This window comes from Pseudoalteromonas sp. BZK2 (genome assembly GCF_014349195.1).
In the GTDB taxonomy this organism is placed as follows: Bacteria; Pseudomonadota; Gammaproteobacteria; order Enterobacterales; family Alteromonadaceae; genus Pseudoalteromonas; species Pseudoalteromonas simplex.
Genome location: NZ_JACSOG010000005.1, coordinates 1 through 12143, shown reverse-complemented (window position 1 = coordinate 12143; position 12143 = coordinate 1). Strand labels below are relative to the sequence as shown.

11 protein-coding genes are annotated in these 12143 nt (G+C 38.9%); 4 read left to right on the top strand and 7 right to left on the bottom strand.

Annotated elements, in window-relative coordinates:
- Positions 1-2 precede the first annotated feature (2 nt).
- Positions 3-1781 (top strand): DUF262 domain-containing protein, encoded by a 1779-nt coding sequence (locus BIZ38_RS04265; protein WP_187489655.1) that lies wholly within the window; start codon positions 3-5, stop codon positions 1779-1781.
- Positions 1782-1844: 63 nt separating this feature from the next.
- Here the strand turns inward: BIZ38_RS04265 and dndE are convergent, their stop codons facing one another.
- The 6 genes from dndE to BIZ38_RS04235 all read right to left on the bottom strand — a co-directional run bounded on the left by dndE (position 1845) and on the right by BIZ38_RS04235 (position 9211).
- Positions 1845-2195: a DNA sulfur modification protein DndE gene (gene dndE, locus BIZ38_RS04260; RefSeq protein ID WP_187489654.1), complete on the bottom strand. Its 351-nt coding sequence runs from the start codon at positions 2193-2195 to the stop codon at positions 1845-1847.
- Complete coding sequence (gene dndD / locus BIZ38_RS04255; protein WP_187489653.1) at positions 2195-4186, bottom strand: DNA sulfur modification protein DndD; 1992 nt, start codon at positions 4184-4186, stop codon at positions 2195-2197. The genes dndE and dndD overlap by 1 nt, the downstream gene beginning before the upstream one ends.
- Positions 4183-5808 carry a DNA phosphorothioation system sulfurtransferase DndC gene (locus tag BIZ38_RS04250; RefSeq protein WP_138624576.1) on the bottom strand — a complete coding sequence of 542 codons (1626 nt, stop codon included), beginning with the start codon at positions 5806-5808 and terminating at the stop codon, positions 4183-4185. The genes dndD and BIZ38_RS04250 overlap by 4 nt, the downstream gene beginning before the upstream one ends.
- Positions 5805-6890 carry a DNA sulfur modification protein DndB gene (gene dndB / locus BIZ38_RS04245; RefSeq protein WP_187489652.1) on the bottom strand — a complete coding sequence of 362 codons (1086 nt, stop codon included), beginning with the start codon at positions 6888-6890 and terminating at the stop codon, positions 5805-5807. The genes BIZ38_RS04250 and dndB overlap by 4 nt, the downstream gene beginning before the upstream one ends.
- A 119-nt stretch (positions 6891-7009) precedes the next feature.
- Complete coding sequence (locus BIZ38_RS04240) at positions 7010-9049, bottom strand: DNA phosphorothioation-associated putative methyltransferase (protein ID WP_187489651.1); 2040 nt, start codon at positions 9047-9049, stop codon at positions 7010-7012.
- Positions 9050-9058: 9 nt separating this feature from the next.
- Complete coding sequence (locus BIZ38_RS04235) at positions 9059-9211, bottom strand: hypothetical protein (protein ID WP_171038270.1); 153 nt, start codon at positions 9209-9211, stop codon at positions 9059-9061.
- Positions 9212-9591: 380 nt separating this feature from the next.
- On the opposite strand from BIZ38_RS04235, the gene BIZ38_RS04230 reads away from it, so the two are divergent.
- Entirely contained in the window at positions 9592-10317 is a 726-nt protein-coding gene (locus BIZ38_RS04230; RefSeq protein ID WP_187489650.1) for a hypothetical protein, read from the top strand.
- A 164-nt stretch (positions 10318-10481) separates the two neighbouring features.
- Here BIZ38_RS04230 and BIZ38_RS04225 read toward each other — a convergent pair whose 3' ends face one another.
- Complete coding sequence (locus BIZ38_RS04225) at positions 10482-11336, bottom strand: LysR family transcriptional regulator (protein WP_187489649.1); 855 nt, start codon at positions 11334-11336, stop codon at positions 10482-10484.
- A gap of 81 nt (positions 11337-11417) precedes the next feature.
- Between BIZ38_RS04225 and BIZ38_RS04220 the strand changes: the two genes are divergently transcribed.
- Complete coding sequence (locus BIZ38_RS04220; protein WP_054563225.1) at positions 11418-11639, top strand: DUF2798 domain-containing protein; 222 nt, start codon at positions 11418-11420, stop codon at positions 11637-11639.
- Positions 11636-11917 carry a putative quinol monooxygenase gene (locus BIZ38_RS04215; protein ID WP_187489648.1) on the top strand — a complete coding sequence of 94 codons (282 nt, stop codon included), beginning with the start codon at positions 11636-11638 and terminating at the stop codon, positions 11915-11917. Before BIZ38_RS04220 ends, BIZ38_RS04215 begins: the two co-directional genes overlap by 4 nt.
- The last annotated feature ends 226 nt before the right edge of the window (positions 11918-12143 follow it).

Genomic DNA, 12143 nt, shown 5'->3' with positions numbered 1-12143 from the left:
CATTGAAGGTAGAACCTGATTATAAATCAATTGGTGCGTTATTTAGAGACGCTAATGTTTTTAGAGTACCTAAATACCAACGAGGCTATGCATGGAAAAACAATCAATTAGATGACTTTATTGATGATATAAAAAACATAATAAATGATAAAAGTAGTTCAGAACACTTTTTTGGATCGTTAGTTTGTGCTCAAGAAGAATGTATAGGTGGTCACGAAAGAGTAAATCAGTTAGTTGACGGTCAACAAAGGCTTACAACATTTATGTTGCTAGCAAGTTGTTTAATAAAAAAATATTATAATTTAAATGAAAAACCAAATGAGTTTTCTGAATATATAACAGAAAAGATTACAGAGTTAACAGAACGCTACATAAACTATAAAAAATCTGTAAATAAAAAGACGGAGTATGTGAGAAGGCTTGAGCTATCTAGACGTGATGATGAATTTTTCTTCAGTCTTATCTCAGGTACACCCATGGAGCCTGAGAGAGATTCACATATTAGATTAAAGAGTGCTGAGATTGAATTAGACAACTTTTTAGAGAGCTTAACATCTGAGTCAACAATTGATAAACAGCTAGACCAGCTTGATGCCCTTGAAAAAGTGATCAACGAAAGCTGTAATGTAATACATATGATTACAAGTAAAGTTGCTGACGCTTACAAATTGTTTCAAGTTATAAATGATAGAGGCGAAAGTTTAAATCATACAGACCTACTGAGAGCTAAAACCCTTGGGATGGCCGACGATAAAAACTCTGAACATATCTTTAATCATGTGGAAAGAATTTGGGATGATTTAGATAAAGAATATGGCTCTCAGTTGGAAAAGCTCTTAGGTTATTATTATTCAGGCCTAACTGGGGATAAAGTCAAAAGTTCAGCTTTTTATGATCAATTCATGGAAAAAGTTATTGGTCATACAAATGTGAAGCCGGAAAAGGTTTTTGAAAAAATGAACCTTATTTATAAAGAGCTTAATAAGATTCATAAGATTACTAATGGAGAGTGGCCTTATAGTGAAAGTACATTAACAGCATGGCAACGCAACCGTATTAATGTTTTAGTCAAAAATCTAAAGCACACGCACCCTATACCCTTGTTAGCAGCTGCAACTCAACTTAAAGAATCACAATTTTATGAAGTCGTTAGAGTATTAGAAATTTTCTTTTTTAGATACAAACATATCTGTAGAAACAAAATTGATTTAGCTACAACTCGTTATTTGAAAGCTTGTAGGAATTTAAATGATGACAGTTTTACAGTACAAAACTTCAAAAAAGATTTACGAGAATTACTTATAAAAGATGCAAGTGATGAGCAGTTTATTTCTCGATTGAAAGATCTAGAATATATTGACCCTAAAAAGGGAGACAATAGAAGTTTAAGGTACCTTTTACTTGGTATTGAAGACAGCTGGAGGTGGTTTCAAAATGGAATGAAAGAAGGGGCTACCGGTAGAGAGAAAAATATTGATTATTCTGCAGTATATGAGTTCTCCTCAATAACCCTTGAACACATTTACCCGCAAAATGCTAAAACTGCAAATATTGAAATGGAACAGGATTTAAATAAAATAGGTAATATCACTTTACTAGACCCCCAGTTGAACTCATCTCTTGGGAATATATCTTATGAAGAGAAATATAAGTTTTTGGTCAATGATAGTAAGGTGTTATTAAATAAAGCTTTTGAAAATTATCCTGTTTGGAATCGAGAAAGTCTCTCAAATAGAACAGAAGATTTATTGAGTGCTGCTAAAGTAATATTTAGTTTTTAATTAAAGCTGTTAACAAATTTTTTAAGGCTCTTGAACGAGCCTTAAAATAGCGCACCTATGTAACTAAAGACAGCCCAAAAAATTAGAAATGCTTTTTTGGTTTCTAATAGCAGATACCCCATCCTCAACATGCGCTGCCCAAGCTATATGTAGCTCTTTATCAGAATACTCTGGGTAGCGCTGTTTTAGCATTAGTTCAGTGACCATTTGGGTTTTACCCAGCCAAGTATGTTTATCAAGCTTAAGGCTGCCAGAGAGCTTATAATCAGCGTTTCTATCAAATACAAAGCCCTTTTCAACCGAGCGAAAAAAAGCAATACGGGCAGCAACGTTTGGTGTAACCCCCGTTTTGCCTTTTAGTGTTTGTAGTTGCTCTTCAACGGCTTTATTTAGCCACATTGTTTGTGGGAGCATTATACTGCCTCCTGTGCAAGCTCAGCCCAAAAGTAACCCTCTCGAAGAGTGGAGCTACTTGTTTGCTGATTAAATTCAATTTCGAACGCGTGAGACACTTTATGCTCAATAGCTTGGTAAAAGCTTTCATCTACCTCGGTGTCTGTTGATAGTAAAATTACTTGCTCGCTGGCTTCAGGGAAGTAGTGTTTAATGAGCTTATCGCGGTGTTTAGAGTCTAAGCGGCCAAGAGGTGTGTCTACCACCACAGGTAGTACTTTCCCAGAAAGCTTACCTAGCGCCTCTAAAATAGCAAAAGCAAAAATTTGTTTTTCACCAGCAGACATTGATTTGCGGTTAATCACTGAGCCTTCAGCATCAACAAGGTTTACATCAAAACTGTTAGGGTCAATTTTAGCTGATAGCTTTAAATCTTCTTTACGAGCAAGTTTGCGATATGCCTTTACAAACAGCTCTTCAAGCTGGCTAACACGCTGTGAAGTTAGCGCTTCTTTAAATTCGTGGAGTACGTTTTGGCTTTGCTCTACTCGCTCTACAGCTTTGTCTGATGAGTGTTTATTTTTAAGTTTTGCGTAGAACTTTTCTAAACGTTTTGCTAACTCGAGCTCTTTCGTTTTGAGTTCTTTCGCTTTAAGTAATTCGCTAATGTACTCTTTGCTAATTGCATCGCGCTGTTTTTCAAGAGCTCGTAACGATTCGTAAAGGTCTTTAAGCTCTTCTGCATCTGGTGCACGTTCAATATTTATTGATAAGGTACTTAGCTTGTTTTGAACAGCTTCAAGGGCTTGTGTTAGCTCTTTTAGTAATGTCTGTGATTTTTGAGCATCAGTAACTTGTGCTTGAATAAGCGCAAACTCAGAATCAGAAATATCTAGCTCTGGCGATTCCATACTACTTTGCGCAACTAATTGGCCAAAATAGCTGTTTACCGTTGCCATAATATCGTTACTTTGAGTGCTAAATTGCGTTGCTAATTTAGCTTCTAAGTCAGGTAAAGCTTGGGTCAGCTCATTGCCAAATGCTTTTGCTTGTTTGATTTTTTGATCTTTTGTTAGCTGCTCAATTAAGCTTTGCATTGCCGTTGGTGCTAAAGCCATTGGTAATGAGCCACTTAATTCTTGGCGAATTTTAGCTGTAAGCTCTTTTTCAAGTTCAATAAGCTCTGATACTTTGGCTTCTTCTTGATCTTTGGTTTTTGCCCAAGCGCCGCCACGTGCTTGAATGCTTTGCTCTTTAGAGGCTATTTTAGTTTTAAGCTCAGTAAGCTTAATTCCTATATGGTCAGCATTTTGTTGGGCTTCATTAACCTGTACTGATATCGCCTTTTTTTCGGCCTCGGCAGTATTAATCTTTTTAATGGTTTCTTTGTCTGCTGCTTCTGCACCCAAACCTTTAAGGTAAATACCTAAGTCAGAATCAAGGCGATTAATTATGTCGATACCAAGCAGCTTTTGTACTGCTTCTTTTAAGTATGAGCCTGTGTCGTCTTCGGCAAGCTCTGCAATTTTTTCACCATCAAAAAAGAATAAATCCCCAATACCCGGCGGCACTAATTCATGTAAAAAAGCTTGCACCTGTTCGCTATTAAGAGAAGTGTCTAGCACTCCATTAATCGTAAGTGTTAATGTTTCATCATGCTCAGCTTGCCATTGGCGTGTGACTTCATAAAGCTTGTGTTCGCCCTGATGAGTGTGTGTAAAGCTTAATGAAACTCGTGCTTGTGCGCTTTCATCACTTTTTAAAGCTGTGTTATTTGTCTGTTCATTTAGATAAGCAAGGTAGTCTTTTTTAGTGATCACTGCGCCAAGTGCACGTTTACCAAGTAAGGCTAAACGAATTGCAGTTAGAATTGATGTTTTACCTGCACCGTTTAAACCACCAAATAATATAATAGGGCGTTCAAAAACACCTTCTTTGCGAGGTGTTAAGTCGATATTGGTTTCGCCATTAAAAACTCGAAAGTTATTAAGCGTGAGTGTTTTAAAAATCATTCTATGCCCTCAGCTTTTAACATTGCGTTTATTTGCTTTAACTCGTCTTCAAGCGTTTTTACTTCATTACTTTGGCGCATTTGCTTTTGTCTGATATCTAAATTAGAGGCAATAATAGTCTCTGCGCTTTCCCAGTCTTGCTGAATTAGGCGACCAATTCGATTAAATATACCGGTACGGCGAGCAAGCCCACTCATTTGTTTTTCAACATCAATTAACTTTTTAACCATTTGCGGTGACACGCCATATTTAGGTGCAATGTCATGTAATAACTGGCTTTCGGTAAAGCTAAATTGGTTTGAGTCATCAATCGTCCAGTCTAACTTAATACCTAAAATATCAAATACAATAGCAGGTAATGAATCGTCCCAATCAGGCTCGTTAGGATCGTTAAGCCACTCGTGACGTACAGCGTGCAACTCATCGACAGTAATTAGCTCTACATCTCTACCTTGCTCATTAAACTGCTTTTGAATATTAAGCAGTAAACGCATGGCATGTTTACGGTATTTTAATAAGTAAGGGCCCGTTGTGTAATCGTCGGTAAGTACGCGCTCTTTGTCTTCTTTTAATGTTTTAAATGCAAGACGACCATCACGGCGTATATGGTTGCGATATTTCTTTTTAAGCTTTGGTGAAGTACTGCGTGAAAGCATGTTGCGATACTTTAACAGTGGTAGCATCCATTGCTCACCATTTTGAATTAAGCTTTCCATTGCACGGTCTTTGGTGACAACAGTACAAGTCCAGCATCCAAAGCGCGAGTTACCGCACGATGGTGTTGTTTCATCAATAACGAGAGGGCATTCACCTTGGCCAGATGAGTCTTTATATAGATTCCATAAAACTAGGTTTTTACCACCCCATGGGTTTTCCCATTCAAGGTCATACTTATCTAGCCATTTATTTTTTGTGCCGTATGGTGTTTCTTCCGTTTTTAAATGGCAAAGACGTAATATCTTCCATACGTCATCTACGCTCCATGTATCGATTGGAGTGTAAATAAATGCATTATTTAATGTAGTGTGTACAGCAAGATCAGAGCCATCAATTTTGTGCTTTTTAATAACTTGGGCACGAGAGGCACTTTCTTGAGAGCGAGAGCCAAGTACAACGATTACTTCGTCATATTCACTAACACGCTCTTTTATAAATGTACTTACCGGATCAATTTTCATTCGCTCAGTACACCAGCGGAAGTTACGCGTTGGTGCTGGGTAACCCTTGCCTAGTAAGTTTGCCCAAAAAGTATTGTTAGATTTAGGCACAACCTTATGCGAAGTAATTGGTAAACCTTCGCGTCTTGCGCCTTCTTCAATAAGCTTTAGAGATTTATCGACGTGATCAACAACCATAGGCGTTTCGACTAGGGTGTCTGATGCAACAACAAATACAGGCTTGTGGCGATCTTCGGGCTTTAATCCTAATAACGCAAAATAAACGAGTGTCATCACTGCTGATGAATCTTTACCACCGCTGTAGCCTATAACCCAAGGGCGTTTGTCGGCCATATACACTCGCTGCGTATTAGCTACAAATTCATGAAGCTTTCCACCTGCAAATGACTCGTTTTCTATAAACTCGATATAGTCGTCTAGATCGTACTGATTTAATAATGTCATGTATTTAACAATTCTTTTTCTTTAGCTAGCTCTTCAACAGAGGGCTTTAAGCCAATTTGTTTTTTTATTTCTATGGCTGTTAAAAATATATTTGAAACGGCTTTAGAGAGTCGACCATGGTTCATTGCACGGTTTTTCCAAGCTGGGTTTGCTTTTCGCCAATCAATTTTATGTAGCTGAGTGTAACATTTACTCTGCTCAGGCTCACTGAGTTTTAGTAGTTCGTTGCCTACTATTGCCAGAGCTTGAAGCCCTATACCATGAGCACTAATGTACTCTTGTCGAAACTCTGTGGCTGAAAGCTGTTTGTCTCTTACTTGCTGCCACTCAGGCATATATTGGTTTAGATTGCGCCAAAATGAGACCGCTACTTTTCTCTCTTCATCGGTGTATCCCTCTTTAAGGCCTTTACCAAACAAGGCTTTATTAGCTTGTTTAATACCGCTCAAGGTAAAAAGCTTGCTGCTTTTTGCTGCAATTGCAGAGCGTTCAAACTCTGTAAAGCCCAGAAATGGTTCACATTCTAAAGCAAGGTAACGAGCCAGCTCTGCGGCTTGATCTCTGTGATCGTACAAGGTCGCCAGGGATGCACTTGGCCTTACGGCATACTTATTTAAATCGGCAAACATTTGCTGACTGCGTTGTAGGCCTTCGTCAACAAAGAAAAGTACAGCGATGTTGTCTTGGCAAAGCTCTGGTCTTTCTTTAATTGCTTCTTCAATGGCGGCACGTCTATGTTGGCCATCGTTTATAAGTATTTGGGCATCCATAGGTACTTTTAAAGTTCCTAAGTTAATACCATCACCCGTGCTAATAAAGTCAACTTCTGAGCCAACAGATGCAGTGATTGCTGAAAAAACATAATCATTTGGAGAGTCAACCAAGTAACGCGCCATTTCAGGAATACGGTTTTTATTTAAAGTACGCTGCGCTCTTAATTCGACAGGGACTTCTTCTTCATCATAAACGAATATTTTCGGGATAAGTCGAAGCGGGCAGGTAGCAATGTAAAAAGGTTTGCCAGCTTGCTGGCCTCTTACAGCAGGGAAGCTGTAACAATAGTTTGAATCTAAATTACTCATTGGTGCAAGTCCATTATGCAGGTTTACGTAATATTATTACGTACCTTACGTAATATTTCTACATAAAACTTGCTTTCAAAAAGGTTATTTTAGCAAATTAAATAAACTTTGATAGGATTTTAATGTTTTAGTTTTATAAAGCGATCTCCTTTTAATTCTATCTTCCAATACTCAAACACCTTTTGCAGTATTGGCCAGTTTGGCCACTCTGATTTTTCGACTCCTTTGAGCATGGCTGCTAGTTTTTTATCGAAGTTTTGCTGGCTTTTGTATTCACTACTGCCTTTTTCTAAATAATCAATCTTGTTGTACAAGGGTTGATTTGGGTAATCATCACCATAAAAAAAGTAGTCTATATCTTGTTCGAGTAATTTTACTTTTACTCGCTCAATAAGCAGTGGCAGCTTTTTACTAAAGTCATCGTATTTTAAAAAGGTCACTTTGCCTGACCGCATATGTATTTTTACTAAATCTATTTCGTCTATGTCGCCATAAAGTTGCGCTGCAGAGCCAATGTAAACACGTAAAATAGCAGGGAGTTGGTTTAAAAAGCGGGTAGGCAAAATATAAGAGTGATTGTCGTGCAGTTCGCCAAGTTTTATATTTTCATATGCTTGATAACATGCATTACCAATATTGGCAGGCTCAGAAATTGAAAATAACAATGACTTAGCTTCTTCGAGTGCATGATTATAGCTTTCGAAGTGTATTTTTATATCTCGGGTAAGCTTTGCTGGCATATGGCTTTTAGCTTTACGTTTTCCAAACAGACTAAGGGCAAAATAAACGAGTAAATCGTCATGCCTTTTGGTTTTTGCTTGGTTAAATTCGGCTTGGTCGTAGTAGCCTTGTAAAAACTTAAACGCCTTATTATGGCTGCTAAATATTTGCCTAATTGCTGGGCTTTGTTCAAATTCATCATTTGCAGGCATTCTGCCTAAGTGTAAGCAGTATTGCCAAAAGTCAGCTAATAAGTCTTGATGCTTTTCAAATAACGATTTTTGCTCAGCTTTATTTACAACTTTAGGTGTTGGGCGTTGTGTAATGTGCTGCCAGTTATAATTTTTAAATTGCAGTTCAAGATGGTGTGCTTCTTCAAGTTCTGCAGATTTAAATACAGCAATGATACCTTGCCCAAATGGAGTTGTTTTTACTTTTAGAACTTGCTCTATATAGCAGCGTATTTGCGCTTGGCTAAAGTATTTTTGAAACGTATTACGGCTAGTTACCACACCATCTTTATATGGCTTAAAATGCTCTTGCTTGGCTTCGTTAGCCAGCATGACAGAAACAAGTAACAACTTATTTGTATATTGGTATGCGGCTTTTAGCGTGTCTCGGCGCTCTGTTTGATCTTCAATAACATTAAGTACAAAGCCAAGATTAACAATATCGCATGGTGTTTTAGCTGCATTAGGGCGATGAACAGGATCCCAGGCATTAATGTTTAGTCCATGAGCTTCAAGCTCAGTCGCATCGTCACCTAACCCACAACCGTAATCGAGTATTGAATAGTCACCATTTAAGTAGCCATACTTTGCAAGCTTTTGGAATGGTGCTGATAATCTGTCTCTGTTTATAGCTGTTAGGTGTCGCTGTATTTGTTGTGGTTGTTCGGGGTTTTTTGATTCAACTATTTTGGCTACTTGATGAAGTCTGCCATTTTCATCTAACTTGTAGCCTTTGCGTTTTATTAAGTTTTGCCATTGCTTTTTGAAGCCAATACTTTTGGTGTTTTGATAAAGGCCTATTTGCTCACCTTCTTTCGTTAATTCTTCAAAGAGCTTGTAATTAGGGTAGTTAGGTAAAACGAACGTTTCTTTACGATGTAATATTGGTGGGTTGGCAGAGCCACTGTAATCTGTCGTTTTTACAGTGTTTTCGTAAATATCTATTGTGTGGCTTTTTAGAAGCTCTGGGTATGAACATTGATCAAAACTTGGGTACTCGAGCAGGGTAAATTTAAAATCACGTTTATAGAACTTTATTAGATTCCAATCAGCATCTACCTCTAACGTTTTTATTGTTGTGTTTATTAATGCTGATAGCGCTTCGGGCAAGCATTCTGCGATACAAGATTTATGTAGATAAATAGCGGTAGGTAAAGACTTCCCATGCTTTAGGCTTTTAATTAATTGCTTGTATTCTGGAAAGTCCATAGTGGTTATTTATTCAAAATAATAAAAATAAGCGCGACCGCGTTTTTCAAACTTAAGCAAACCTCGCTCACGGCGGTGCATTAATTCACAAGCGCTTATTTTAAGATGCTTCATCGCTTCTTTGCTGCTAAGCCAAACACCTTTTGGATTTTGCTCTGTCATTTTAATTTCTCAGCTAAGTTAAAATTAATATACCTAACTCTTTGTACATCGACAAATTTAGCCTTAAGAGGATGTTGATTTTCCCCGTGTTCGCACCCGAAATTGAATTAATTATGAGTAATTAACAGCATGGATGCTGTAAAAAGCGTAGCTTGGCCATGGATGGCCTATCTACGCTGTTTACGTTCATTTAATTTATTCAAATTGAGGGGACAGTGTGAACCTCGGGGCGCCGAGAGATTCCAAAGAGAAGTCGGCGTTTACTTTTCTTTGGTTGCCGTCGCCAACGCGACATAACTAAATAAATAGTTAAAAGGTTACTTTTTCCTCGCCCTAAATTTGGTACAATGTGGCCTACCAAATTACACAGATGTAATGTTATGAATAAATGGATTTTATTTCTCGCTACTTTGCTTGCGAGTTTCAACACGGTTGCTGATGAGCAATATTCAAAAAGTCGCTGCGATAGTATTGAAGCTGAGCGCGAGGGCATTCGTAAAAGAATGAATCGTAGCTACACGGCTAAGCAAGGTGAACGGTGGAATCAACGTTTAGATGAGCTTTTTACGCTGCTGGCGAGACACTGTAAACACCCAAAAAGAAGTTCTGGTAATGGCGTTAATTATACATATCGCTCTAACCCTACCGCACTTTTAAACACCAAAGTACATAATTCTACTGTGTATTCAAATTCATATAATGACGATAAAAAGCGCCAAGCTTGGGGGCAATTTTATCAATTACCAAAACGTTGTAGAGCGAAGAAAATTCAGCAAGCTGATTTTGTGTGGTGTAGCGAAAATAAAGCTGAGCAAAAGGCGCTATTTGAATCGGCTTGGAGCGGTAATTCAAAAGCAAGCCATAAAGATATTGTTATTACAGTAAAGCCAACCATTACAGAAATTAATGCAAATAAAACTACAAGCCAAGCCGTGATAAAGAATCCGGTAATCGAAGCACCTGTTAAACAAGTTTCAACTCCTTCAAATGAGAGTGTTGGTCCGCAAGTGACAAAGTTGAATGACCTTAAAATTTGGCAATTAGCCTTGGCTGGCATTGCGGCCATGTTGTTTGTGTTTGGTCTTTATCGTTGGTTTAAAGATTGAGTTATTTGACGGGCTAAAGCCCGACCTACGATGTAGGTCTTAATATGTGACGACAGGGTGGTAGGGTTTTGAAACGCGATATGAAATCGCTGCTACAAGTTTATTTATAAACCTTATTATTGAGTTATTTGACGGGCTAAAGCCCGACCTACGATGCCTCGCAACTACAGTTTCAACACCTCTCCTTGTAAACTCGGTGAGTTTGCAATACTGGTTTGGAGTTGTTCTATCAACAACTGGGCATTTGTTGATGGCGTGCGTGAATGTGGCCAGAGGGCGTAAATTGGCCTTGCGGGAATATCGTGGGGGGAGTCGATATAACTAAAGTTGCTGGTTTCGTCTATACAGCAAATTTCGCTCATCGGCAGTAAGCCAATGCCATAGCCTGCTTCAACCATTCTTCTGGCGATTGTAATATCAAAGCAAAAGCTTGTATGTTCATACTCGGTTTTTAATTTGTTAAGCAAACCGCTGGGGAGTTGTGATTCTGAATAGGGCAATATCAGCCTTGATGTTGGGGCATCTTTCTTTTTAATCAGCATTATTGCGATCATGCCTAGGCGCTTTTGAAAGTAGCTTGAGTCTTGTTGATCGCCGATGCGAATGGCTAAGTCAAAACGTTTTTGGCTTAGTTGGCTGTTGGCATTACTTGGGTAAATGTGGAGGTTTAGCGCAGGGTTTTCCATCGCAAACTGATTAACTGCCCCCATCAGTGGGCCCGCAATGATGTTTTGTGGGCACAATAGGTAAAACTCTTTTGCGGTGGATGACTCATTTAATTGCTCAAGCTGGCTGTTAAGAGCAAGCACTTGCTCGCCCAACTCATTATAAAGAGATTCGCCTTTGGTGGTTAACACAATGCCTCGGGCTGTACGTTGCAGTAATGGCTCGGCGAGTTTTTCTTCTAATGCCTGAATGCGCCTTGATAGGGTTGATAGATTCAGTCCTAAATCTTTTGCTGTTTGGCTCATGCTTTTACGGCGCGCTATTTCAATAAATAAATGCAGATCATCCAGCATACGACTCCCTCAATCTTAGTTTGCATTTTCGTGACTGTTGCCACTTGGCCTGTGCAAATATAGTAACGCCAAGGAGGACATATGAAAATTCATTTTACTTTTACTGCGGCATTTTCGTTCTTAATGTCGTTTTTACTTTCGGCGTGGGTCACTTATGTCAACTTAGGGTTGAGCGATACATTTTTTCTAAGTTGGATGAAGGCGTTTGCCAATGCATGGCCTGCTGCGTTTGTGGTGGCTTTTACGGTTGCCCCGCCAATTAGGGCATTGGTTTTAAAGTTATATAGTAAGGAGTCAGTATGATTAATATCGTGGCAAAAATTACCCCAAAGGCAGCATTATTTGATGACTGTAAAGGGCGTTTACAGGGCATATTAGCGGCCACTCGTGCAGAGCCTGGTTGTAATCGTTTTGAATTGTTTGTGAGCAAAGAGCAGCGTTGTTTGTTTTTAGTTGAGCAGTTTGACTCACAAGCCGCCCTTGATGAGCATTATGCTCAGCCTTATACCCAAGCGGTGTTCGCATTTTATGAAAATGCGTTGGCGGAGCCGGTTGAGGTAGAGAAAGTGGAGGTGTGTTGAGAGAAAAGTTAGCGAGATGCGAGGTACGAGGGGAAAGGAGCTAGGCTCTAGGGGCTAGGTGTCAGTCGATTTGTGGGGTTGTTCAGGTCGAGCGTTCTTCTCTGCAATAACAACCTTGTAGGAGGTATTGTAGGAGATGTATGGACTCCTCCCCCAAATAGGGTGAGTACGGTATAAAGAGATTGGACAATTACTTTTACCAATAAGGAATCCATACATGTCAAAA

What these genes read in the sequence shown, in the direction of transcription:
- dndE (WP_187489654.1), bottom strand. Translation starts at nt 2,195, where the DNA reads ATGCTCCCACAAACAATGTGGCTAAATAAAGCCGTTGAAGAGCAACTA.
- dndD (WP_187489653.1), bottom strand. Translation starts at nt 4,186, where the DNA reads ATGATTTTTAAAACACTCACGCTTAATAACTTTCGAGTTTTTAATGGC.
- BIZ38_RS04250 (WP_138624576.1), bottom strand. Translation starts at nt 5,808, where the DNA reads ATGACATTATTAAATCAGTACGATCTAGACGACTATATCGAGTTTATA.
- dndB (WP_187489652.1), bottom strand. Translation starts at nt 6,890, where the DNA reads ATGAGTAATTTAGATTCAAACTATTGTTACAGCTTCCCTGCTGTAAGA.
- BIZ38_RS04240 (WP_187489651.1), bottom strand. Translation starts at nt 9,049, where the DNA reads ATGGACTTTCCAGAATACAAGCAATTAATTAAAAGCCTAAAGCATGGG.
- BIZ38_RS04235 (WP_171038270.1), bottom strand. Translation starts at nt 9,211, where the DNA reads ATGACAGAGCAAAATCCAAAAGGTGTTTGGCTTAGCAGCAAAGAAGCG.
- BIZ38_RS04230 (WP_187489650.1), top strand. Translation starts at nt 9,592, where the DNA reads ATGAATAAATGGATTTTATTTCTCGCTACTTTGCTTGCGAGTTTCAAC.
- BIZ38_RS04225 (WP_187489649.1), bottom strand. Translation starts at nt 11,336, where the DNA reads ATGCTGGATGATCTGCATTTATTTATTGAAATAGCGCGCCGTAAAAGC.
- BIZ38_RS04220 (WP_054563225.1), top strand. Translation starts at nt 11,418, where the DNA reads ATGAAAATTCATTTTACTTTTACTGCGGCATTTTCGTTCTTAATGTCG.
- BIZ38_RS04215 (WP_187489648.1), top strand. Translation starts at nt 11,636, where the DNA reads ATGATTAATATCGTGGCAAAAATTACCCCAAAGGCAGCATTATTTGAT.